The 23915-nt window shown below is 42.2% G+C and carries 34 protein-coding genes; 1 reads left to right on the top strand and 33 read right to left on the bottom strand.

Going from position 1 to position 23915, the window contains the following annotated elements:
- Positions 1-367 precede the first annotated feature (367 nt).
- The 3 genes from FFM77_RS12645 to FFM77_RS12635 all read right to left on the bottom strand — a co-directional run bounded on the left by FFM77_RS12645 (position 368) and on the right by FFM77_RS12635 (position 1871).
- Positions 368-748, bottom strand: a complete 381-nt coding sequence (locus FFM77_RS12645) for an NUDIX hydrolase (protein ID WP_137636129.1) — start codon at positions 746-748, stop codon at positions 368-370.
- A complete protein-coding gene (locus FFM77_RS12640; protein WP_171001635.1) occupies positions 748-1149 on the bottom strand; it encodes a CvfD/Ygs/GSP13 family RNA-binding post-transcriptional regulator in 402 nt (133 codons plus the stop codon). Before FFM77_RS12640 ends, FFM77_RS12645 begins: the two co-directional genes overlap by 1 nt.
- 137 nt (positions 1150-1286) lie before the next feature.
- A complete protein-coding gene (locus FFM77_RS12635) occupies positions 1287-1871 on the bottom strand; it encodes a peptidylprolyl isomerase (RefSeq protein ID WP_137636128.1) in 585 nt (194 codons plus the stop codon).
- A gap of 177 nt (positions 1872-2048) precedes the next feature.
- On the opposite strand from FFM77_RS12635, the gene FFM77_RS12630 reads away from it, so the two are divergent.
- Positions 2049-2702 carry a VTT domain-containing protein gene (locus FFM77_RS12630; RefSeq protein WP_137636127.1) on the top strand — a complete coding sequence of 218 codons (654 nt, stop codon included), beginning with the start codon at positions 2049-2051 and terminating at the stop codon, positions 2700-2702.
- Positions 2703-2743: 41 nt separating this feature from the next.
- On the opposite strand, the gene FFM77_RS12625 is transcribed toward FFM77_RS12630, so the two are convergent.
- The 30 genes from FFM77_RS12625 to FFM77_RS12490 all read right to left on the bottom strand — a co-directional run bounded on the left by FFM77_RS12625 (position 2744) and on the right by FFM77_RS12490 (position 23883).
- On the bottom strand, positions 2744-3382 hold the full coding sequence (locus tag FFM77_RS12625) for a TIGR01906 family membrane protein (protein WP_137636126.1): 639 nt from the start codon (positions 3380-3382) through the stop codon (positions 2744-2746).
- Positions 3366-4157, bottom strand: a complete 792-nt coding sequence (locus tag FFM77_RS12620) for a TIGR01457 family HAD-type hydrolase (protein ID WP_137636125.1) — start codon at positions 4155-4157, stop codon at positions 3366-3368. Before FFM77_RS12620 ends, FFM77_RS12625 begins: the two co-directional genes overlap by 17 nt.
- A 15-nt stretch (positions 4158-4172) precedes the next feature.
- Entirely contained in the window at positions 4173-4805 is a 633-nt protein-coding gene (locus FFM77_RS12615; RefSeq protein WP_137636124.1) for a YutD family protein, read from the bottom strand.
- Between the two features lie 21 nt (positions 4806-4826).
- A complete protein-coding gene (locus FFM77_RS12610) occupies positions 4827-6212 on the bottom strand; it encodes a bifunctional metallophosphatase/5'-nucleotidase (protein ID WP_137636123.1) in 1386 nt (461 codons plus the stop codon).
- A 67-nt stretch (positions 6213-6279) separates the two neighbouring features.
- Entirely contained in the window at positions 6280-6888 is a 609-nt protein-coding gene (locus tag FFM77_RS12605; protein WP_137636122.1) for a metallophosphoesterase family protein, read from the bottom strand.
- Positions 6889-7018: 130 nt separating this feature from the next.
- Positions 7019-8401, bottom strand: coding sequence for an amino acid permease (locus FFM77_RS12600; protein WP_137636121.1), 1383 nt, complete (start codon positions 8399-8401; stop codon positions 7019-7021).
- 299 nt (positions 8402-8700) lie between these two features.
- Positions 8701-9903 (bottom strand): acetate/propionate family kinase, encoded by a 1203-nt coding sequence (locus tag FFM77_RS12595; protein WP_137636120.1) that lies wholly within the window; start codon positions 9901-9903, stop codon positions 8701-8703.
- A 13-nt stretch (positions 9904-9916) separates the two neighbouring features.
- Positions 9917-10927 carry a class I SAM-dependent methyltransferase gene (locus FFM77_RS12590; protein ID WP_137636131.1) on the bottom strand — a complete coding sequence of 337 codons (1011 nt, stop codon included), beginning with the start codon at positions 10925-10927 and terminating at the stop codon, positions 9917-9919.
- Between the two features lie 56 nt (positions 10928-10983).
- The gene (locus tag FFM77_RS12585) at positions 10984-11241 is read right to left on the bottom strand and encodes a hypothetical protein (RefSeq protein ID WP_137636119.1); all 258 of its coding nucleotides are present in this window, start codon (positions 11239-11241) and stop codon (positions 10984-10986) included.
- On the bottom strand, positions 11238-11687 hold the full coding sequence (locus FFM77_RS12580) for a prepilin-type N-terminal cleavage/methylation domain-containing protein (protein WP_137636118.1): 450 nt from the start codon (positions 11685-11687) through the stop codon (positions 11238-11240). Before FFM77_RS12580 ends, FFM77_RS12585 begins: the two co-directional genes overlap by 4 nt.
- Positions 11677-11901: a hypothetical protein gene (locus FFM77_RS12575; protein WP_137636117.1), complete on the bottom strand. Its 225-nt coding sequence runs from the start codon at positions 11899-11901 to the stop codon at positions 11677-11679. The genes FFM77_RS12580 and FFM77_RS12575 overlap by 11 nt, the downstream gene beginning before the upstream one ends.
- Positions 11885-12310 (bottom strand): hypothetical protein, encoded by a 426-nt coding sequence (locus FFM77_RS12570; RefSeq protein WP_171001633.1) that lies wholly within the window; start codon positions 12308-12310, stop codon positions 11885-11887. Before FFM77_RS12570 ends, FFM77_RS12575 begins: the two co-directional genes overlap by 17 nt.
- A gap of 19 nt (positions 12311-12329) precedes the next feature.
- Positions 12330-12683 carry a competence type IV pilus major pilin ComGC gene (gene comGC, locus FFM77_RS12565; protein ID WP_379893384.1) on the bottom strand — a complete coding sequence of 118 codons (354 nt, stop codon included), beginning with the start codon at positions 12681-12683 and terminating at the stop codon, positions 12330-12332.
- Positions 12680-13729, bottom strand: coding sequence for a type II secretion system F family protein (locus FFM77_RS12560; protein ID WP_137636115.1), 1050 nt, complete (start codon positions 13727-13729; stop codon positions 12680-12682). Before FFM77_RS12560 ends, comGC begins: the two co-directional genes overlap by 4 nt.
- Complete coding sequence (gene comGA / locus FFM77_RS12555; RefSeq protein ID WP_137636114.1) at positions 13665-14645, bottom strand: competence type IV pilus ATPase ComGA; 981 nt, start codon at positions 14643-14645, stop codon at positions 13665-13667. Before comGA ends, FFM77_RS12560 begins: the two co-directional genes overlap by 65 nt.
- A 117-nt stretch (positions 14646-14762) precedes the next feature.
- A complete protein-coding gene (gene rbsK / locus FFM77_RS12550; protein ID WP_137636113.1) occupies positions 14763-15683 on the bottom strand; it encodes a ribokinase in 921 nt (306 codons plus the stop codon).
- Positions 15684-15826: 143 nt separating this feature from the next.
- The gene (locus tag FFM77_RS12545; protein WP_137636112.1) at positions 15827-16558 is read right to left on the bottom strand and encodes a YebC/PmpR family DNA-binding transcriptional regulator; all 732 of its coding nucleotides are present in this window, start codon (positions 16556-16558) and stop codon (positions 15827-15829) included.
- Positions 16559-16700: 142 nt separating this feature from the next.
- On the bottom strand, positions 16701-16883 hold the full coding sequence (locus FFM77_RS12540) for a hypothetical protein (RefSeq protein ID WP_137636111.1): 183 nt from the start codon (positions 16881-16883) through the stop codon (positions 16701-16703).
- A 130-nt stretch (positions 16884-17013) separates the two neighbouring features.
- Positions 17014-17166 carry a hypothetical protein gene (locus tag FFM77_RS14065; protein WP_171001632.1) on the bottom strand — a complete coding sequence of 51 codons (153 nt, stop codon included), beginning with the start codon at positions 17164-17166 and terminating at the stop codon, positions 17014-17016.
- 3 nt (positions 17167-17169) lie between these two features.
- Entirely contained in the window at positions 17170-17655 is a 486-nt protein-coding gene (locus tag FFM77_RS12535; protein WP_171001631.1) for a type III toxin-antitoxin system ToxN/AbiQ family toxin, read from the bottom strand.
- A gap of 212 nt (positions 17656-17867) precedes the next feature.
- Positions 17868-18104, bottom strand: coding sequence for a hypothetical protein (locus FFM77_RS12530; RefSeq protein WP_137636109.1), 237 nt, complete (start codon positions 18102-18104; stop codon positions 17868-17870).
- A complete protein-coding gene (locus FFM77_RS12525) occupies positions 18085-18450 on the bottom strand; it encodes a hypothetical protein (RefSeq protein ID WP_137636108.1) in 366 nt (121 codons plus the stop codon). The genes FFM77_RS12530 and FFM77_RS12525 overlap by 20 nt, the downstream gene beginning before the upstream one ends.
- Positions 18451-18466: 16 nt before the next feature.
- Positions 18467-18619 (bottom strand): hypothetical protein, encoded by a 153-nt coding sequence (locus FFM77_RS14060; RefSeq protein WP_171001630.1) that lies wholly within the window; start codon positions 18617-18619, stop codon positions 18467-18469.
- A gap of 461 nt (positions 18620-19080) precedes the next feature.
- The gene (locus FFM77_RS12520) at positions 19081-19617 is read right to left on the bottom strand and encodes a hypothetical protein (protein WP_137636107.1); all 537 of its coding nucleotides are present in this window, start codon (positions 19615-19617) and stop codon (positions 19081-19083) included.
- A 144-nt stretch (positions 19618-19761) separates the two neighbouring features.
- The gene (locus FFM77_RS12515) at positions 19762-20376 is read right to left on the bottom strand and encodes a hypothetical protein (RefSeq protein WP_137636106.1); all 615 of its coding nucleotides are present in this window, start codon (positions 20374-20376) and stop codon (positions 19762-19764) included.
- A gap of 104 nt (positions 20377-20480) precedes the next feature.
- Positions 20481-21203 (bottom strand): hypothetical protein, encoded by a 723-nt coding sequence (locus tag FFM77_RS12510; protein ID WP_171001629.1) that lies wholly within the window; start codon positions 21201-21203, stop codon positions 20481-20483.
- A gap of 188 nt (positions 21204-21391) precedes the next feature.
- Entirely contained in the window at positions 21392-22015 is a 624-nt protein-coding gene (locus FFM77_RS12505; protein WP_137636104.1) for a hypothetical protein, read from the bottom strand.
- A gap of 38 nt (positions 22016-22053) precedes the next feature.
- Positions 22054-22440 (bottom strand): hypothetical protein, encoded by a 387-nt coding sequence (locus FFM77_RS12500; RefSeq protein ID WP_137636103.1) that lies wholly within the window; start codon positions 22438-22440, stop codon positions 22054-22056.
- Positions 22441-22446: 6 nt separating this feature from the next.
- On the bottom strand, positions 22447-22920 hold the full coding sequence (locus tag FFM77_RS12495; protein WP_137636102.1) for a hypothetical protein: 474 nt from the start codon (positions 22918-22920) through the stop codon (positions 22447-22449).
- A gap of 30 nt (positions 22921-22950) precedes the next feature.
- Positions 22951-23883 carry a hypothetical protein gene (locus FFM77_RS12490; RefSeq protein WP_137636101.1) on the bottom strand — a complete coding sequence of 311 codons (933 nt, stop codon included), beginning with the start codon at positions 23881-23883 and terminating at the stop codon, positions 22951-22953.
- Positions 23884-23915 lie beyond the last annotated feature (32 nt).

Raw genomic sequence — 23915 nt, 5'->3', positions numbered from 1 at the left:
AAGAATTGATAGACCCTACACATTTGATTCGTCGAAACTTTGTTCAGTTTTCAAAGGTCTAAGTTCGTTCGTTGATTACCTCAACGCAACTTAATCAGTTTACCATCGCGACTCATAAGTGTCAACAACTTTTTTCAAACTGATTTAATTAAGTAGCACGTTGATTGCCTCAACACAACGTTTATAAGAATAACAAACTGATTGATAACTGTCAACAACTTTCTAAAAGAAATTGAATATTTATACAATCTGCATTTATCATCCAAGCGTTGCTTATGCCGTGTGGTTTAGCTATTTCGTAGCTCTCTCGCAGCGACAAGTAATATCTTATCAAGAATTACTATGCAGGTCAAGCTTTTATTTAAAATTATTTTGATAATTGTTCAAATAGGGGCTGCGTATTAACGTGAACACTCTCAAACAACTGATGTAACTGACTTCCGGCCACAAACTGTAAGCCTTGCTTAGCAAACAAAGCCCGTACATGATCGTTAATGGTTAGATTATTAAAAACAAACAACGCCACTTTTTCATCATCAAGCTCAGCAATGACTGAATCAAACAAACGTAACTGGTCGACATCCAGCCCAACCTCCTCACGTAACTTACTTAAAACTGAGCCCAAAGGCGTTTGACCGGTAAACACTGGAAAATTGTAAAACGAATACTGTGAGCCTTGTTGTTGAACTAAGAAACTAGCCCCATCTGTATCGACACTCATAATCGTACCTGCAACTTGTTTCTTCATTAATGCACGCCTTCCTTTAAGTGATTCAATGAATCTTCAATCCAACCATCCAAATGAGTCGCAATGGGATCGAAACCAGCATGCACATGACGATTAGTCCAAAAATGCTTGTGCCGAAACGTCTTATAAATTTCTAAATCACTATTCGTCGGTTGTGGCTGATGTTCAACACAGCGCAGTGACAAGCTAATCTTACCCGTGTACTCATCGATATCTAAAACAACCACGTCAACCGCCTGTCCAACCTTTAGATAATCAGTAATACTTTTGACATAACCTTCGTGACATTCTGAAATGTGAATCAAACCTTGATGTTCGGCATCTAAGGTTACAAACGCCCCATAAGGTTGAATGCCCGTCACACGACCATGTACCCGCATGCCAATTCGATAATCACTCATACGTATACGCCTCACTTAATTTTTGTTTTCTATCTAAACTGCAATCCTAGATATTATAACCTGAAAGTTGTTGAATTCACAACGGTGGTACTAAAAAAGGCAACTGCCTTTAAGCAGCTGCCCCCCCAAGTTAAACTTTAGTCTGTAATCGTAATCGTTTCGATGACCACATCTTTAACTGGCTTATCTTGCATTCCTGTCTTCACAGTCGCAATCGTATCAACGATATCCATCCCATCGCTAACAGCACCAAAAACAGTATGCCGGAAATCTAACCAAGGCGTCCCACCTTGACCATAAGCCGATACAATTTCTTTTGGATAGCCGGCTTGAGTCATTTGGTCGGCCATACCATCTTGTAGATGATGGTTTTGAACGATAAAAAATTGACTACCGTTAGTGTTCGGACCAGCGTTAGCCATTGACAAGGCCCCACGAATGTTAAAGACTTCGGGTGAGAATTCATCTTCGAACTGATTTCCCCACAAGCTTTCACCGCCTGCACCAGTCCCAGTAGGGTCACCGCCTTGAATCATGAAATCGGGAATGATTCGATGGAAGATAATACCATCGTAGTACCCCTTTTTCGCTAAACCGACAAAGTTTTCAACGCTCTTAGGTGCTTGTTCTGGAAATAATTGCACCTGAATGTCGCCATAGTTAGTTTTAATCGTTGCTTTAGGTCCCTTAACTTGGGACAAATCTAATTGTGGGTAAGCCACAAGATCACCTTTTTCTTCATAGAATAACTCGATAATACAAGAGAATCCGGGGAATTACTAGTAAAACTCTCTTAATCCTAATATTTCGGTTGCGATTCATCACGGGTCATAGTATTCCGAAGCATTATCTGGTATGCTGTATCAGATAAAAAAGTTAAACATTATTTGGAGGTAACCATGAGTTTTCTAGTTGATTTCGTACTACACATTGATCAACATCTGGTCACCATCGTCAACAGCTTCGGTATCTGGACTTACTTAATCCTCTTTGCCATTATCTTCATTGAAACTGGTGCGGTGATCTTGCCCTTTCTACCTGGGGATTCATTATTGTTCGCAGCCTGTGCGCTCGCTGCCAACCCCACTTACGGCTTACACATCTGGTCGTTTGTCGGCTTATTCTTACTCGCTGCTCTAGCTGGCGATTCGTTAAACTTCTTAATCGGTCATTCGCTGGGTGAAGCCCTCACACGGACCTCGTGGTTTGGGAAACTGATTAATCAAAAACAACTTGCTAAATCTGAAAAGTTTTTTGACAAACACGGTGGCATCACCGTCACGATTGCCCGCTTTATGCCCATCATCCGGACATTCGTCCCATTCGTCGCTGCTAGCAGCCGCATGCAATATCGTCAATTCATTCGCTATAACGTCATCGGCTGTGTGCTATGGGTCGTCTTATGTTGCGGTGGGGGTTACTTCTTCGGTAACATTCCGTTCGTCAAAGCTCACTTCTCATTAGTCGTCATTGGCATTATCGTGATTTCCTTAATTCCAGCCATTGTCTCCGCATTGAAAGCCCGCTTCAGTCATACTCCTGAAGAAGACTAATCAAAAAAGTCCACCGACAACTTGTCAGTGGCCTTTTTTGATTATAAAGCTTGTAGTGCGCGCTTCCCAATCGATAAGTAGTAGGCAAATGCCCACTCCATGATGACGATAGCTAATACAAAGCATTGCATAAAAAAGGTGTCTGGTAACACTAAGATAATTCGATCGTACAACGGATCAAACAACCAGTCGGCATTCCGGAACAAAACTTGATGAAAGAAGACAAAAAATTGATCAAAATTAACCGCCATGATTGCTGCAACGATTGGTGGTACCCATAGCGCCGTTTGCATCGGCAACACGAAGCGCCAAAGTTGCTGGCGCCGTTTAAGCTGCTGAAAAAAGACATAGGTCGTCACACTAGTGATGATGAAGACGACAATATCTAACATAAATAGATTCTTGACGTCTGCGAAATGAATCAACGCACTCGTTGAATCCGTAAAGTCACTCATTTTGAGCGACCGGACCCACGGAAAGTTCAGATAGGCCAACAATTGAAAATAGTTGGTCATTAGTCGACCAGTCGATAAGTTGACAATGGCCCCTAAATGCTGAAACTGAGCATTCAGCCAATACAGCCAGGTTGCATTAATCGTTAATATAATTGTACCGCTCAACACCCATAAATACAGGCCTAGCCATAACAGCCAGTCACGGCATTTATTTAACCACGCCATTTTCCAAGTCCCATTCATCTAATGAGTTAATCTCATTAGTTGGTTTGATTTGCTGCTGTGCCACTAATTCTGGCGTTGAGACCCCCGTATAAACGAGCAACGAATCCATCTCAAAATTGATGGCCGCTGAAATGTCCGTCATATAGTTGTCCCCAACCATCACACAATCACGCTTATCGAGTCCAATCCGTTCGATTGCCTTTTGCATAATGATGGTTTCTGGCTTACCAACATAGGTCGCCCGTTGTTGGGTCGCCCGTTCAACCATCGCAATCACGGAACCGGCCCCAGGTACTAAGCCCCGTTCGTTCGGCAGATTAGTATCAGCGTTGGTCCCAATGAACTTGGCGCCGCGTTTAATGGCTAACGTTGCTAACTCAAACTTATGATACGTCGCATCATAGTCCAAACCAACAATGACAAAACGTGGGTCCTTCTCATTAAAGTGAAAACCCTTAGCTAGCATCGCCCCTTTGAGGCCGAGTTCGCCAATCACATACATGGATTTGTCACCGTCACCAGCCAATTCATTAACATAATCAGCCGTCGCTAGTGCAGCCGTATAGACATTATTCGGGCTGACATGGATATCATGGTTGTCAGCCAAATTAGCGGCCACATCTTCCGGAGACTTCGTCGTATTATTCGTGACTAACAAAAAGTCCGTCTTGGTCGCTTGCAAGCGCTCAATAAACCGCTTGGCAGCTGGAATACGTTCACGCCCACGGTAAACAGTCCCATCTAAATCAATTAAATATCCCTTATACTTACTCAAACTAAAAAATCCTCTCTACTTCTGTCGAATTGTAAAATGCCGTTTGCCACTCGTCTGCTTAGTCGTCTTTGCCTGATTACCACTATTAGCTTTAACCTTCGCTGGACGCCGCTGTTTTTCGCTAAATGGCGCGGCCTTTTGCTTCGTCGTAAAGGACTTATGATTCCCTTTGCGCCGTTGTTTACTGCGACTACTGCTCCGATTACTGCGGCCCCGTGACGACTGATTGTCGCGTTTGTTCGTGCGATGTTCATCTTTACGCGGATGACTCGTCCGTTTCGGCTTAATGACCCGTTCATTCTTTAGAATAAAGTAGGCACAGCCAAAATTACAATATTCATAGAGATAGTCTTGGACACTGCCAATCGTCTGCGACCGTTGCACATCCTTAGTTTCGTCTTTAAAGAAGCCCTTCAACCGTAATTGTTCAAAGCCCCAGTCACCCACAACATAATCGTACTTGTTTAAAACGGGACTAAACCGTTCGACAAATTTGTCCAAATCAAACCCATCCCGATACTCAAACACGATCTCAAATGGGTGTTTGTTCACTTCGATATGGGTACGGTCGGTCCGCAAACCGTGATAGAGATTTTGTCGGCGTTCTGCTTGTTGTTCAGCGAGTTCGTTAATATGATCGCGGTTCAAACCGACACCACCTTTCTTTGTTTATGATAACGGCCATTTTTTAGCGAGGTAATCCCCCACGACCGTTCTTAAAAATGCCTTAAATAGAATATCCGTCTGACCACCAATCGTTAAGGTTGGGAAAAACGGAATAAATAAATGATGATCCAGTAAGGCGATCTGATACGTCGCCTGCTTATCGATTGGTTGCCCTAAGACTGTCAATGTCTTATCAGTCGCGTCCCAAGTTAGTCCTTGGTATTGGATATAGCCAAAGACCTGACCACGAAAGCCCATCCCGTGTAACTGGAACTTATTCAAAAATGGCCGCGCTAACTCCATCTCATAGACTAAGCGCCACAAGTCTTGCCCACTCAAGGTCACCCGAATCACATGCATCGCGTGCGGGAGCATCGTGTGCAAATCATTCAGATTAACCGGACCTTTTGGTAAGTCCCGCATAAATAAGCCACCATTGAGCATGCCGAGTTCTGTCCCTGCATAGTCAGTAATCGCCCGCAACCCTAATGCCGTCAACTCGCTTTGATGATGCCAATGCGGATTCAGCTGCTTGGGCACATTAGCGACCACTTGTTGAGCCAAAAGCTGTTCACCCTCGGCTTGCCAACGTTGAATCTCCGCGGCATCCGTTACTTCTTCAGGCAAGGTATCCGTCGTCACCGTTTGCGCTTGCGCCGTCGTCACATGGTGCTGATCACCAATCGTCAAATTAATTTGACCGATATGTTCACCAAACTTACCCGCAGCTGCCACTAAGACACCGTGGTCGGTTTCCCCATTCACTAGTAAATGATGGGTATGGCTGCCAATAATGACATCAATCACTGGATAGTGTTTCGCTAACCAACGATCGACGTTAATTCCCAAGTGTGACATCACGACTAACACATCGTATTGCCCCTTATATTGTTGCAATAACTGTGGCAAGCGATCTTTGACACTAGTGGGGGTCCAGCCTGCTAACGGATAGGTTAACGTAAATGGCGCCGTAAAGGCCACTAACAAGATCCGGGTGCCCGCTGGTGTGGTGATGATTTTGGCTGGTAAAGCCCAGTCAGGTTGCGCACCCGTTTTGACGTCCGTTAGATTGTCCAAAACGACGTCAAAGTTCGCGTGCTGATACAACTGATTGAGCTCCGTTTTAGTTAAGCCTAAGCCTTCGTTATTACCAACCGTCACGGCATCGTAACCGATCTGGTTCAGTAATTGGACGTTGGCTTGGCCCCGGGTAGCTTCGGACAACGGATGCGCACGATCAACCGCATCGCCCAGATCCAACGTTAACACTGTGGCCCCAGCAGCTTGCTGGTTCGCCCGTTGCGCCAATAAATACCGGCGAATGCGCGGCCACCGTTCAAAATGGGAATGTAAATCATTAGTATGCAAAATTGTCACACGTTCACTCATGCCGTCGCCCCTCAATAATTATCTTCGTTAATCCTAAAGCATTCCATGAAACCGGTCAAGCACACCCCTACTGCCGCTTAGCGAAATCGTCCGCCTTGCCTTGAACCATCTGCTCAATCTCCGCTAACGAAAACGGCGCGCCAAATGGCACAGGATGATCTAAATAAGCCGTCTCCGGCGTATCGACACCGACGTTCAAATTTTCCTTGATGTTCACCGCATAATGATGGATATGACCGTGCAAGTTAATGATCTGCTTAACGATCCCCATCATCATCGGGTAATGGGTCATATAATATTGGCGATGATCATACTTGATCAGCACCCCAACGTCATGGAATTCAAACTTCGGTTGGCCATTTAATTGGGGATCATGCGCCGCTAAATATTTGAAAAAGGCGCGTGAATCATGGTTACCCTTAATAAACACAATTTTACCATGTAATTGGCATAAAATTGCACAAACCTGTTGATTAGATAATTGGGCGGGATGCGTGAAGTATAAGGCCACGTCACCCAGGTGATAGACGGTGTCGTGATCGGTCACGCGTGCATTCCAATGATCAATAATCGTTTGATTCATCGTTTCAACGTCCGGGAACGGCCGGGGTGCAAAATCATTCATCCCTAATAAATCTTTATGATAAAAATGTGTATCTGAAGTAAAATATTGCATAATGTCCCTCATTTTAACCTAAATTCAAATCACTTTTAATTGTACCGCTTAGCCCCCTAAAAGGCACTGCTGCGGTTCAGTTCAAACCAAATAAAAAGCCGATCACCAATTAGTTGATCGACTTTGAGCATTATTTTAGGGTTGACCGATGCATTCGATCATCAATCACTTTAATACTATAGAGCACGATGATCCAAATGGCCGCCGCAATTAAGGCAATCAACGTTTCTGACTTTAAGCAGAGCACCACGGCAATGAAACCGAGGAAAATCAAAATCAGATAATCAGAGATTGGGAAGAACGGCATCCGAAATTGCTGCTTATCAGGTCTGCCGGCTTGCTTACGATATGCGAGGTGGGCTAAAACAATCGCCCCCCAGATAAAGATGAAACAAGTCGTCGACACACTGGCAATTAGTGAAAAGACTTTGCCAGGCATTACCAAGTTAAGCAATACCGCGATGCCAATCACTAGCGTTGAAAAACGCAAGGCATTGCGTGGCACTTGACTGCTTGACAACTGCCCCATCGAATGGGCAAACTTCCCTTTTTTGCCATAAGTTAATGAGAACAACATCCGCCCGGTACTGAATAAGGCACTGTTACATGACGATGCGGCCGCAGTTAAAACGACAAAGTTGATAATGGCTGCCGCAGCGGTTACCCCTAAGTTGGTAAAAACTTGTACAAAGGGACTGTGTGCCGCCGAGAAATAACGCCATGGATACATACACATTAAGAAAAATAACGAGCCAACATAAAATAAAATAATCCGTAATGGAATGTTATCAATCGCTTTAGGAATCACTTTTTTAGGATCTTCGGTTTCAGAAGCCGTCATCCCAACCATTTCAATCCCAATAAAACTAAACAGGACCATCTGGAAGGATAGCACTAACCCTTTGATACCGTGGGGCATAAAGCCACCATAATTAACTAAGTTGCCTAAGCTGGCATGACCGACTGGCGTCTTCACGCTGAACACGACCATGACGATCCCGACCACAATCAAGGCAACAATCGCCGCAATCTTGATAATGGCGAACCAAAACTCAGTTTCCCCAAAAGCTGAGACGTTGACCGAATTTAAGGCCAATAATAATAGTAAGATGATGACGCCTGGCACCCATTGTGGTAATTTTGGGAACCAGAACTGCATATACTCACCAGCGGCGGTAATTTCAGCCATCGCAATCGTCACCCAGCAGACCCAATAAGTCCACCCAGCAACAAAACCAGTCTTTTCACCCAAGTATTGACGAATAAAGTCAATATATGAATGGGTATTAAGATCAGATAATAATAACTCACCTAACGCTCGCATCAATAAGAAACACATCAAGCCGGTCACTAAGTACGCGATCAGAATTGACGGCCCAGCCAAGTGGATAGACTGTCCGGCCCCTAAGAACAGACCAGTCCCAATCGTGCCGCCAATCGCAATTAACTGCACATGCCGACTTTTTAAACCACGCGACAATTGTTCATCTTGTGGCTGCTGACTTTCTTTCATAGTTAAGCACACTCCCCTTGACCTTATTATACCGGTGCTTTTAGTGGCATTCAAAAGGGTGCACATTGAACTTTTAGCCATTTTGGTATAGACCTGTTTATGCTAGACTCATTAGAAGCCAAGCGTCGCAAGCGCTATCAATAGCTAACTAGTAGGACTCAACCTCCAACTGCTAAAATGTTACTTAACTAACCAATTAACATGAGTAATGTGAAACTAAAGCACATTAAAATGAATAACTTTCAGGTGAACACAAAAAACGTATCTAACAGTTGCCTGCTAAATACGTTTCACTTGAGCTATTTAGATTGATCCGGATGGCCAATCCGTTCAACATCCCGCGCAATCATCAGTTCCTCATCCGTTGGAATCAACACGATTCGGGTCGTCGCATCGGCGGCACTCAGATCCCGTTCGACTCCACTGACTTGGTTCTTATGGGGATCAAGCTTGACCCCAAAGTAACCTAGCCGATCCGCAATCCGTTGCCGCATCTTGGCATCACGTTCACCAATCCCAGCCGTAATCACGATTGCATCCACACCTTGCATTTCAGCAATATAAGCGCCGATATACTTGACGATCCGGTTGACAAAAATGTCAATCGCCAGTTGGGCCTGTGGATCATGGTCACAACGTGCTTCTAACTCTTGCATATCCGCGGACCCGGCAATACCGAGTAAACCCGACTTGGTATTTAAAATCTTCAACATCGCATCGGGATCGGAAATATTCAACTTTTGCATGAGATATGCTACTAACGACGGGTCAACATCCCCCGAACGTGTGGCCATCGTAATCCCAGCTAAGGGCGTAAAACCCATCGACGTATCCAAGCTTTGACCATTTTGAATGGCTGTAATTGAACTCCCAGCCCCTAAATGCACCGTAATCAATTTCAAATCCGCTAACGGCCGACCCAATAGTTTAGCTGCCCGACCGGCCACATAGCGGTGACTCGTGCCATGAGCGCCGAACTTCCGGGCCCCGAACTTCTGATAGTATTCATACGGTAATGAATACAGATAGTTCACTTTTGGCATACTCGTATGAAACGATGTGTCAAACACGGCAACGGCTGGGACATTTGGCAGAATCTTTTTAAACGCCCGAATGCCAACTGCATTAGCCGGATTGTGCAAAGGCGCATATTCGGCTAGGTCCTCAATCTTTTGTAAGACTGCATCCGTAATCAATACGGAATCCTTAAAGATTTCCCCGCCAGCAACGACCCGGTGACCGACCCCGGTGATTTCATCATAGGTCGCAATAATATGCAGCTTGATCAATTCATCAAGAATAATGTTCACCGCCGTTTGATGATTCGGCACAACTTCACGTTCTTGATACTTGTGATCCAATCCGTATCGAATATGCACCGGTGATTCATCAAATCCGATGCGTTCAACCGCACCACTGGCAATCACTTGCTCTTGTGGCATTTCAAATAACTTAAACTTTAACGTGGAACTGCCCGCATTAATCGCAATCGTCTTCCCCAAATCGACTCACTCCTTAACGACTAATATTTTGACCAACCCAGTCGTCAATCTGGGCCGTGAAAGCTTCAAACGCGCGGGTATCTTCAAACGATGGGAACTCGCCTAATAAAACTTTGCCAGCTTGTTTAGCTTTGGCCCCCCGTTTTTGTAAGACAACCACCGATTTACGCGACTTTTCGTCTAGGAATAGATTCGTTGGTAAATTTAGCAAACCTTGTAAATAGGCTGCCGAACTCATCCACTTGAGTAACCCTTGGGCTTCTTGTGACTGGAAGATGTTCGTTGGTACCAAGAAGACACCCCAGCCACCGGGTTGTAATTGCGACATTGCCCGTTCCATCATCAAATGATGCACATAGGAATGCCCATTGGTTGCTTTAGTCTTAAAATCTTGTACCCGTTCATCCAATGGGTAATAACCCACTGGTAAATCCCCGATTGCAATTTCAGTTTTAGGCATCACTAAAGGATCAATCGCATCTTGATGGAACAGTTCCACTTTAGATTGTTGCAAATCCATACTCATCGCCGCAATTGCTAATTGGTTATCATCATTATCAACCCCATAGCCTTGAATCGTGGCTTTCCGAGTTGGTTGTAACTGATTCATCACCGTTGTTAACATGTTCCCGGTACCAACCGCAATATCTAAAATGGATAGTTTGTCATTTGGGCCAACTAGCTTCGCAATTAAATAAGCCGTCAATAACCCGATTGAATCTGGCGTCATCTGATGATTAGGATCTACGCGATCACTATGAATCGCTTTTAAAAGTGCTAATTGAATGGCTCGACGAATCGTTTCGGCATCTAATTGGCTCAATTGAACCGATGCATAAAGTTTCGTTAGTTCCGCCACATGTTCAGCATCCGGTTGGCCGGCTTCGACCTGCACCGTCTGCCCCAATAAGTTATCACCAGTTTCGATTAACGCATCGACGTAGGAAACTGATAGTTGTTGCATTAAAATTGTCACTGATTGATCTAAGACTTTGTATAAAGTCTCAGTTTCTGCTTGTGCCAGAATGCTCACCTCTTCGAAAATACTTGATACGCACTTATCTTACCGATTTTCAGCTGCTAATTCAAGCTGGAGCCCCGGTGACGAGCGGAAGCGTTCTCTTTTTGCGTAGATGTTGTTCTGGCTTTTGACCGCGTCGATTGCACTGACTTTGTGTGTTTTTGCACAGTTAACTTAGTCGGGTGACGATAGTCATTGATCAACGTTTGATAGACTTGTTGCCGTTGCACGTAGTTGAGATAACGATACGTTTCAAACGCACTAAAGATTAAGACAAAGCTTAAAACTGAGAATAAGACTGTGCCGCGATGCTTCATTTTTCAGCCACCTTTGGGAGTAATAGTCGAGACTTGAAGGTTTGGCCTTTTAGGGTGGTGACGGATAAATTATGATTTTCATCAATTTTGAATGATTTTACATTAGTCATTAGGACCATAAAACCACCACCTGACGATCTGATACGCAAATCATGTAGCTTTGCTGCATACATAAAAGTAAACGTTATAGCTGGTTTGGTTTTTCCCTTTCTACTTTCTTTACTTCTTGTGATAGTTGAGATCTGATTATTTTGACTAATTTGAAAATTATGGACTGGATTTTCTAATTCATGTAACATTAAATACCACTCTACTTCAGGCAATGGTCGATGAGAGCGCGTAAAAATATTGCGCTCGCCTTGAATAATCATGCCGCCTATTATTAATAAAACACTTAGCGACAGCATCACTTCAATCATCGTAAATCCCCTATGTCTATTTAACATACTTTAGCCTACGACTAACTGCTGGAACGCTCAGCTGATACTTTTCATATTGAATTCTTTCCGAGTGCACTGTTCTCACCAGTCGACGTTCATGTTGTTGCATCATCACTTCCATATTGCCCCAAAACAAGAGAACACTTGTTAAAATCGATAATGAAATCATCGTTTCCGCCATAACAAAACCGGCATGGGACGGATTAGTTCTTTTTAACACGATACGCCCCCCAACCAAATTGAAAGCTTAGTGACGTTTTTCCACTTATTTGAGAGGTAAACTTGATTGTCGTAACAGTCGTATGACCACTCGGATAAATAACGACCAGAGATTTATTTCCAGTAACGTCTAATTTTAGCGTTTCTGGAAATGGAATGATGACACTTCGTCTCTCTCCGCTCACTTTGTCAACGTGATCAACCACGATTTGTCTTTCGTATTGCTCAAACTGAATAAAATACGCTTGCCGCTGACTGCTTGAAAGAAAAACACTTTGATTCCAAACCGTACTAAATCGTTCCCAAAACATTTTTTCGTCTGTTAATTGACGTTGGCGTGATGGAAATCGATAAATGCCAATCAGTAACATTGTTCCTAACAGCGTCAACACAATGACTGATTCTAGCAACGTAAAGGCTTGATGACGTTTAGCTAGCCGGCTTAGCATTGTTTTTGTCTGGTTTTACCGTTTGAATTTTTTCATCGTTTGCTTGCTTTGCTTGTTTTGAAGTCAAATAACCTTTATCTTCGAGCAGTTTTACAGTCACTTCACTTGGATCTTTCACATCAAAATCATTAATATACATTTCAGCTTGATTTTGAACCACTGTGACCAATGCTGCACTTTGACGCTCATGTGCAGATTTTCTTTGTGTATTCAAGTTCGGTACAATAATCAACATCAACAATGCAATGATTGCTAAAACGATCACCATTTCGATTAAAGTAAACCCTTTTTGTGGTGCTAAACTCTTCCGCATTACTTTTTTTAATGTCATCATTTTCCTAATTCCCCCATTGAGTTGTACATCGGTAACAAGATGTTCAGATACGTGCCAACAATTACAACGGCAATCACCATAAACATTAATGGCTGAATCCAGCTGATGAGCCGATTCAAATCCCGGACAAGCCGGTCATATTGCAACGTTGCAAAATAAATCAATTCTTTACTGAGCTGTTCGGGTGGACTCTCTTTACCAACTAACACGGCTAATTCATCTGGCAGCAGCCGATCACCATGAATAATCGTGGTTAATGATTGGCCAGCTAATAAAGCTTTTTCAACCGCCGTACCCTGTTGCTGCAACAAGGATTGACTTTTAAACTGCCGACTCACTTCACAAATCGCCCGTAATCCCAGTCCCCCCGACAACAGCATCCCGGCATTTAAAGCCAGATAATAGCCGCAATAGGTCCGAATTAATGGACCAACTAATGGCCAGCGGGCTAATTGCTGGTAACGAGCGCGGACTGGTAGCCGTTTAAGCTGACCAATGACTAATAGTGCCGCTAACCCGCAAATGCTCGCTAAGCTGCCTAAAATCAGCTGCCAGGACAGGGCACTTGCTGGCGCAGTGAGTGCTTGATCAAAATTCGGTAAAATTGCCGTCTTAACCACGATCAAGGTCCCCACTAACAACGCCAGCAGCACTAACGGATATTGTAGTAATCGTCGAATCTGTTGCTGCTGTGCAGCTTTTGTCCGCATTAATCGCCCTGCTTGAACTAATGTCGACACTAATTCACCATGCTGCTCTGCGATTAATAACTGGTAATATAAATCCACCGCAATATAGTCCTGTAAAGCAGTGGCCAAATCTTCACCGCATTCTAACTGAGTAATTGCCACCCGTAAACCAGCATACTGCCGCCCTTGGACATCCACGACAAAGCTCATCGCGGCGCGCAGGGAAAACCCATTCGTAATTAAATCCGCAAGCGTTTCAAATAACCCTGCTTGTACTTTAACTGATAAGCGCTTAGTCCCCCGTAAGCTGTTGGGCCACGGTCGTGTCGAGGTGGCCGCTTGTGACTTGTGCTTCAATTAATCGCCTCCATTCCGCGGTCATTAATTGACCAGTTTCGGCCATCGACAATTGCGTCGAATCCGTCACAATATCAAATATCGTCGCTTGCGTCCCATCTGTTAATGGTAACAACCGCTGATACGTGACCGTCGCTAGTGCCTGCAATAAGGTGCCCCGATCAACACCTAATTGTTCTAACCGTGGTAATACCCCGTAGACACCCCGCGCATGCAAAGTGCTCAACACTAAATGTCCACTCAAAGCAGCTTGAACCGCAATCTGAGCGGTCTCTGCGTCCCGAATTTCACCAATGATAAAGACTTCCGGGTGATGCCGTAACCCGACTTTCAATAAATCCGCATACGCCATTTGGGCCGCGGGATTCACTTGTAACTGTAAAAATTGGGGCTCGTAGATTTCAACGGGATCCTCAATCGTCATCACCACTTTTTGTCCGCCATATTCGCGAACTAAATCATACATGGTCGTGGTCTTCCCTGACCCCATTGGTCCCGAAAAAATAATTAACCCACTTTGCTGCAATTGTCGCTGTAACGTGACGCGTTGGGTTGGCACTAAATACTGTAAATTCGCCGGGCTATCCGGATAGAGCAATCGTAAGACTAAGGACTCCCGACCTAAAAAATCACCCACGGTTGAGATCCGCATGTTGAGTACCGCTTGCGAAACGGTCATCGTCATCGCGCCAAGTTGTGGGCGGCGATGGTCACTGATGGCCATATTGCTCCGATACTTAATATGATTAATCAACTGCTGGCCGCGGTCGACTTCCAAAGTCATTAGCGTTGTCAATTGACCAGTAGCTTGAATTAAAACTTGATAGGCTTCCGCGGTCGGCAACCAATAAATATCACTGGCCTGCTGATCGACTGCGGCCTGAATGATGGTACTTAACTGGACTTCAACTGACACTTAACTCGCTCCTTTCACTACCAACTCCGTAAAACCCGGTTTTTCCAATTAAAAAAAACGAGCAAGTTAAAAATTAATTTAACTCACTCGTTCACAGTTTTTATTTAAATTTACGTCCTAAGCGCGTTCGGCTGCTTGAATCTCAGCTTTCGTGGGAATTGATGGTTGCGCCCCTAATTGTTGTACAGCTAGTGACGAGGCCCGGTTAGCAAACCGCACCGCCGCCGCTAAATTACTAAAGTCGGACTGTAAGACTGAACTCAACGCACCGATAAAGGTATCGCCAGCTGCCGTCGTATCCACGGCATTCACTTTGTAGGCGGGAACAAAACCATGTGCCGTCCCCCGCATCCAAAACGCGCCGTGACTGCCGACGGTGATAATCACGTTGGCCACGCCTTGTTGTTGCAAGTTAGTGGCCGCTTTAATCATCGAGCGCTCATCCGTAATATGCACCCCAGTCAACGTTTCGGTCTCCGTTTCATTTGGGGCGATTAGGTCGGTTAAGGCTAACAAGCTCGCTGGTACCGCCATGGTCGCTGGCGCTGGATTTAAGATAGTTGCTGTACCCGCAGCCTTGGCTAATTCAAAACCATGTTCAGTCGCCGCTAATGGTGTTTCAAATTGGGCAATCAAAAAGTCGCTAGCCGCAATCGCTGGCTTTGCAGCATCAACATCGGCTGCGGTCACCTGCTGATTAGTCCCGCCATCAATCAGAATCCGGTTCTCACTACTGCTATCCAGCAGAATGAACGCCGAACCCGTGGCCGCCTGATCACTATGGGCAACGTACTGATCATCAACGCCGCTATCAGTCAGTTGTTTGACCATAAAGTTACCTTCTTGATCTTGACCAACCTTACCGATAAAGGTCGTCTGGGCGCCCGCACGCGCAGCGGCAATGGCTTGGTTGGCACCCTTGCCACCGCCAGCAATACTTTTGCCAGTTAGTGGCAAGGTCTCACCTGGTTTTGGAAACCGTTTAAACCGCAAAATCGTATCAACATTTAAACTACCTAATACGGTTACTTTATTCATGAAATTTTCGTCCCTTCAAGTCCTCAATAGCTTAATTTTAGCAAACTGCTTGCCAATAAACCAGTTAGAACCCATTTTGGGTAAACAAAAAGCGGCTAGGCCACTCACCAATTGGGAATGACTTAGTCGCTAATGTCAGCTTGCTAGTCTTCTGGGAAGTTAGCGGCTTCGTAGACATCTGATACGTCGTCGTTATCTTCGAGTTCTTCAAGCATGTGTTGTAACTTTTCAACTTTATCAGCAGGAACATCGGTTAAGTTTTCAGGAATCATGGTTAATTCAGCAGTTGCTAAAGTATACCCTTTTTCTTGTAACGCATCCCGAACTTCTGCTAATTGTTTAGGGTCAGTGTAAATTTCAAAGGCTTCGTCGCTAGATTGTAAATCATCGCCACCAGCATCTAAAACATCCATTAACATCGTATCTTCATCCGTGTCAAGATCAGCACGTTCGATGACGATGTAACCCTTCCGATCAAACATGTAACTAACCGCACCGGTTGCAGCTAAGGCCCCACCATGATGGGTGAACGCTGAACGAACCGCAGCTGCGGTCCGGTTCTTGTTATCCGTCAAAGCGTGAACTAACACCGCAATACCACCAGGGCCGTAGCCTTCGTAGACAACTTCTTCGTAGTTCGCCGCACCGGAGCCACTACCTTTATCAACTGCCCGTTTGATGTTATCTTTAGGCATGTTGGCAGCTTTGGCCTTATCCATGATCAACCGCAAATTCGAGTTAGAATCTGGATCAGGACCCCCGGCTTTTACAGCCATATAAAGTTCACGAGAGATTTTTTGGAAAATCTTCCCACGTTTAGCATCTTGAGCGTTTTTACGCCCTTGAATGTTATGCCATTTTGAATGTCCTGACATTGTGACTCCTCTTTTCTTTTATTTATTCGATTTATGTTTAAACATACGGTTAGTAGTTTAACAAATAAACCGGCTAAATTCAAGGTTTGGAACCGTGAACAGGCGGAATTCTTAGTGCGATTACGTTGAAATGAAACTAGGCTTACTTGCTTGGTTTTTGATTGTCGTTAGCTTGGGCGGTGGCTTCTGCTAAACGCTTCTTCTCCCAAGCGGCATGTAACGCTTTGTTTACTTTTTCCTTCGTCATGTGCACGCCGCCCCAATCTACATGTTCTTGGAAGATTCGATCGATTTCAGCATCAGAAATTCCAGTAATTTTACTCATCCTTATAACCCCATTCTTGAATTAGTCGCTCTAGTTGAACATAATCTCTACTTTGTTTGCAACGCTCAAAAGCCATGGCATTGGCCATACAGTAGGTTTTAATTGAATTAGCAAATATACCAATTAACTGCTAGTCATCAATCGTACCTGATTGAATTCCCATGGTTTGAAATTCCAATTTATTAGATACTTCATCAATATTAGCCTCAGCCTTAGCAGTCAGTACTAACTGGTGATAAGACTTACTATCAATTGATGAAAGATCAACAATGTTCTTAGCCATTATTTAATCCTGATATTTTTTTGCTGCACGTTCAAGTAACTTAAAATCCAAGCACATCTGATTGATGAATGGAATTTTCTTTTGAGTGCGATTTCTATAGACTCGCTCCGCTTTATTCATGATTTGTGCGACATGTTTCCGCATAAAATGCTGTTCTTTCAACAACATCCGATAACGAACCGGTTGAGTTAACCGCAATTGATCCATCTTGATGGGATGCCAATATACTAAATCAATCGGTATCATGTCATTCAGCAAGATATAACTAATCGGTTGATCCTGTTCTCCCTGTTCATCCCAAACTTTAACTGAAATTTGATTACTCACTCGTTTACCTGACTTGGCCGTTTCCAGTGGCGCAAAGTACAGTCCCCCCGCTACTTGTAAGACTGCCCCAAGATAAGGACGCTGATGCTTATTCATCAATACCCGGTGGTCAGCTTGACGTAAATAATTAACATACCCCTCATCAACATACCCTAACTCCACGTTATCCCCCTTAACGAAAAAAGCGGCAGATGACCATGTTGTCACCCCCGCTAATATCGGTCGCACTTTTGGCAGCGAATCTCCTATTTTATCGGTCGCACTTATAGCAGCGAATCTCTTATTTTATCGGTCGCACTTATAGCAGCGAATCTCTTATTTCATTTTGAATTATACTGGGTTATTTAACAAACTACAAGGCTAACGCCTCACACTCATCCAAACAGTCGCTGCCACCAATGAAAACGATAATGTGGTCGCGCCAACATCCGCGCCATTCGTTGATCTGGTGTTCGGATTAGTTCCAAATATTTAGCCATCCGTAACGGCGGCTGTCTGAGTTCACGACGCATCCGATTGACCGCAGCCAATGATTCTTCGTCAATTGACGGCGTCCTTTTATCTTCAGTTGATTGATGTTGCGAGGCCTGTTTAGTTATTGAATCTTGCATGCAAATCACGCTCCATTTTTAAATCCCGATATAAGCTTCTGATGCCAATCGAACTAGAAGTCGCTACCAATAAATCAACAATTTCAAAAATATCTTCATCTTCTAAGAAACGGCTAGCCTCACTAGAAATAACGGTTAAAACTAGCGGTTTATCAACCGAATGAATCAAGTATAGCCCTAATTCATCTAAACAATGAACAGCTTCCGGTACATCTGCCAATTCTGCCAAAGCGTTTTTCTCACCTTGATGAATATCTGCTTGTTGATGTAACAGTATCTTATAACCCTTGAAAGTTCGAATTAAACACTGACGAACATCTTGATTATAGAAATCAACAACACTCATCGTATTATTTAAACGTCTAGCCTTTAGTGTTTAACACCAGTGTCACTAATGCTACTAAGCCTGCCAATAACGTAAAAATATCTTTGAGCGTTTGCCACCATGCTTGTTGGGACAAATAAAACAGATTATCCAATATCATCATTATACGCGCCATACCTCCGTCTTTCATTGGATAGCCCACTACAAGCTCGTAATCTATAAGTAAATAGTCACCTGATCAGGCTTTCTAACTGTAATTACGTGATATAACTCAAGTTCCATTTTTATATTATTTTGACACGTTCATCCAAGCATCATCATTATTAGCCTATTTTCAATATAGAATCGGATACTCATCTAAATATAAAATGAAAGTTGTCGATGATTTTTATTTGAGTAATCGAATTATCCTGAGTTCAATATTGGACAAAGTAATGATTTAGACCTACGTATCCCGATAAACCCCGACACCACTCCTAAAAAGTAAACCGATTTTTACGCTACATGCTGGTTACACAAAAGAAACCCAACAACCATCAGATTGTTAGGCCTCTTTTGTGTAATGTGTGCTACTCTACTAAAGTGAATCAACAAATCAATGACCACACTATTTGCTAGTACTACTTATCTTTTGAGGCTTTTCCACTTGTACTAACGCTTAGCTTGTTTAACTGCTACTTTTCTTGTGGCTGATAATTTATAAAATCCATATTTTGTAGTATAGTCACCGCCAGTATCACTAATGGCTGTAACCCAAACATGTTTAGGTGATGACTTTGAGAATAGGGTTGTCTTTGTTCTTTTAAGGACACCAAGCTCCATCGTAGCAAAAGTATTATCTTTAGATACGTCGTCAGTCCATTCTCCGTCACAAGTTACATAATTCATTCCAGTTACTTCATATTTCTTTGCTAAAGATTTTTTGGAAACCTTTAATTCTCCAGTCACCTCTACCAAGTTAATTTTCGTTCCCTTTTTAACTTTGTACGGCACTATTTTTGCTTTCAGATTTGTCAGTTTGTAGCCGTACTTTTTAGCCTTCTTTTTCTTTGAAACCGTTTTACGCTTTGATACTTTTTTAGTCACAACACTTGAATGCCGACTAGCTGATACATTGACATTATTTAGGCAGACTGCAATACCAAACACTGAAATACACAGTATTAAACTTGATATTAATTTTTTCACTTTACATCCTCCAACACTACTTTAGACCATCCCTGATTTACATTTATAAGAATCAGATTGCTTAATTCCTTTTCTAGACTCACAGAAAAAAAACGAGAGACACCAGTTAATCCCTCATAACCATTTTTTCCAACAACTACTTGACTAGTTCAAGTTTAGCTTAATGGTTTTAGTAGTATTAATAACCTTATTAGAAGTTTCACCTTCATATGATGTTCGAAACTTTAAAGTAGATGCTCCCAATTTTGAAGTTGCCGACTTTGTGTGTAAAATCAAATCAAACTTTTCCCAGTAATGCGATCCTAACCCATCATTCCAAGAATCACCAATTGGTCCAAACGACAATGCTTTCGAAGCCTTCAGCGGTACACTCGTTGCTAATGATATTTCTGAATTAGGAACATAATAGTAATCATCACTATCGCTGTAATGTGCCGATTTTCCTAAAGCAATACGACCAGTGCTGTTATTAGTTAACCTACCACTTACTTTTACCCAAGTTTGGTATTTACTGCGCATTGGTGAAACATGAAAAACATAAATATGATTAATCTTAACTGTTCCAGAATATCGTACAGTGAATTTTTTGTTTAACGTGTATTTGTTCATGCTTTGATACTTTTTATAATGCTTGGAACTATTATTGTCATAGTATTTAAAAGTCTTAGACTTCGCCATCGCCGGTGTACTGGTAACAACCAAGCCCCCTAATAACGAAACTCCTGCCAACGATGCAATAACTAATTTGTTCAATGACATGCTAAAAATCTCCTCTTTAATAATTGCTTAAATTCTTGTTCCTGATATTCTAGCGTCTATTAATCCACTAAAATATAACAGATCTTAAAAAATACTCGTGTATTTTAAAATGGATTGGACTGTTTCCCCTCCTGCGTATCACCAGGCATTTTAATCGATTCTCCATCGTCATTATCAACGTTAGCCTCTCGATCCGACGAGACCTGTTCATCTCGACGACTTTCTTGAAGCTTACTCTGAGCGTTTTTCATGACGGATCTGTCATGCTTAACCGTATATACTCTATCAATATTATAGTCATCCGAATATACTTTATAACGTGATAAACTTTCATCAAGCCAAGTAAAGTAAATGATACCCTGTTCACCAGTAGCCCGGTCTTTAGCATCAATTTTATACTTCATTGTCGATTGTCCAACTCGCGTTAACCCAACTACATACACACTAACGCCTACATCACCATTATTAGCCGAAATCGCCCGCAAAACCTTCTTACCACCTATGATTTCAAATATTGAATACATTTGTTCATTGCTTGTCTTATCTTTCCCATATATATCTTCATCATAAGCATCGCCCAATCTGCTTTCAGCAAGATAATCTAAATGGCTAGATTCGGATTCTTTGTTCGCTTTTTCTTTTGATTGACTTTCATCCCTTGATTCAGACTGAGTAATACGTTTTGCACGGCTAATTTTAGTACTGTGATTCGACAAACTAGAAGTTTGTGAGCTTCTTCCACAAGCATTCGATGTAATACTAACAAGAAAAATAGCCATGATTAAAGCCACTTTGGGGCTTTTGGACGCACCTAATATTCTCATCATTCACCTCCATACATATAATCAGAAAGTATAAGAAACAACAGTTTTATATTGACTTACTACGATTCAACATCAGTCGTTATTTCCATTTTTTAGATTACCCAAGGGATTAAAGTTTCCAGTCAAGCTTAACGGATAATACGTAAAACGATTCTAGTCTCTAGATAGAATTAGCATTATCTTGATATTAACTAATTCAAATTTAACTTAACCACTTTTGTATTGTTAGCAACTTTACTACCATCAGATGGGATACCTGCTGTTCGTAACACCAGCGTAGAAGTTCCTAACTTTTTAGTAGCTTGCTTTGTGTGCAAAATCAAATCAAATGACTGTGAACTCTTTGAATTAACTCGTCTTTCTTCGTAAAAAGGACATCCGATAGGTCCGTATGATATGCTCTGCGCTGCTTTAAAGGGAACAGCGTTTTTTAATGATACATGTGAGTTGATAACACCTGGATACTTGCCTTCATTATTAGTATGAGTAATGCCCAATGCAATCTGACCATAACCCTTATTAATTAATTTTCCAGTTACTTTAACCCAAGTTTGATATTTACTGTGTTTTGGGGAAACATGAAAGACATATAAATGATTAAGCTTAAGTATTCCTGAATACTGAACTTTAAATGTTTTATTTAAAGTATATTTATCCATACTTTTATATTTTTTATGGAGTGCGTCAACTTTATCGTTACCTTCATAGTACTTAAACGTCTTAGACTTCGCCATCGCCGGTGTACTAGTAACAACCATGCCCCCTAATAACGAAACTCCCGCCAACGATGCAATAACTAATTTGTTCAATGACATGCTAAAGATCTCCCTTTTAATAATTACTTGAATTCTTTTTATTGATGCTTCCGCGCTTCTTGATCCGCTAAAATATTCAAAATTTTAGTCGAATTTTTAGCAATAATACTGATATTTTCAAATTGCTTGACGATAAAATTATTCACATACCAAATAATGAGTCCGACTACAATTGCCGGTATCAAGCCATAGGTAAAGTCATCTTTCCAGAGTTGCGCTATGAATAGGATCAACCCTGCAACAGCCAAAGCAACGATAACATTGGCAATTTTAAAAACAACGACATATGAACCACCGTAAAAATGATGAGCATGATGCACTTTTTGATTAGCTTGGTCTATTTTCTTTTTGGCATATTCTTGATCAAATTCTTCATCCAAGTTTAATGACTCATCTTTAAAACTACGCTTTTTCTTTTCATCCAAAATTAATCACCTTAATTTTCCCCTGTCATGATGTAATCGAATTACTAATAGCAGATAAAAAGCCATTGAAAACATGATGATTCCAATTTCAATGACCCACAAAGTTTCCGTCAATAATACCGGTGTATCAAAATGAGCCAATAACGAAAACAGTTCGATAACATACAGTATCATGACAATTGAAAGTCGATGATATAGCCGCAAAGCACTAGCACTCAACGTCTTAACAAGAATTAATAACAGTAACATTATGACCCAATCTAGCATATTTTCTGCTATGTTTTCCGCTACTACAAACAAGAAACTAATCACCAGGTATCCGATATCAATCTTGCTAAACCAGCTTTTAAATTGTTTAAAGTCGCCAGCAGTTAACGTATTCTGAAATAGTTTGATAACAATAAACAAAATTAATGCCAAACAATAAATTTTAGGAATCGCGACTAATATGTCTAAAAAAGTTTTTGTACTACTATCCATGTCAGCCTGTCTTCCCCCTTTAATAGTCTTTTACCCTGGATTGTCATACATCCCATGCAAGTGCTGATAATCCGTCTGAATTTCATAGAAGAAATCAGCATTATTAGCTGGCATCACATATAAATCATATGACGGTTTACTAGGATCTACATCGCTTGTCATATGCAACAGCGCAGCCCCCACATCAACACTTTCAATTGAATCAATTCGACCGTCTTCAATCGTGCCTCGTTTATTAGAACTAATTCGCCAATGACCACCATCACTACCTTCGTAAAATTCCGAATACGTGATTTCACCATTATTCCGCGTTGATGAATCTTCCTTTACCTTCTCACCATGAATATCGATTAATTCACTGACATCATGACTAATTTTATTAGGATTATCTGCCTGACTACCATACTCGCCATGCAAATTCAGACTATTGGAGCGTAAATCATAGCTTCCATCTGAGTGCACATTAACGGTTAAATTATCAGTCACATTCGAATCAGCCTCGTGAGCCTTCATTTGATACTGATTACCTTGCTTATTAATCGAAGTTATATCAGTTACTGCAATCGTACCGCGTTGTTGTGATTGAATGACCCAATTCCAGGAACCACTGGCCCGATAGAATTGTGAGAATGTCACTTCTTTATTATTAATCGTGCTAGTCTCTTCCGCCCGTGTTCCCTTCAAATCATCCAACGCACTGCTATCATCAGCGGATAACTTCTCCCCAGTCTCACTATCCGTAGCACTCACACTAGATTGCGCAACTGCTGATGAACTACTTTCACTAACCGCACTGCTACTGACCAATGATTGACTAGACGATTGCTGACTAGTTGCCTTAGACGAACTAGCTTGACTCGCCGCATCTGAATGATCCGGTTGACTACCAATCCATTCCAAACCACCAAAGACTAGTAACACAGTAATAATCATCCCAGTCACGACTAAAATTACTTTTTTCATATGGCACCCTTTTTCTCTTCAATACACAGTAG

Origin of the sequence: Lactiplantibacillus songbeiensis (genome assembly GCF_005405125.1) — a bacterium.
Classification (GTDB): Bacteria; Bacillota; Bacilli; order Lactobacillales; family Lactobacillaceae; genus Lactiplantibacillus; species Lactiplantibacillus songbeiensis.
Note: the sequence above shows the minus strand (reverse complement) of the source record. Positions and strands in the feature narration are given on the sequence as shown.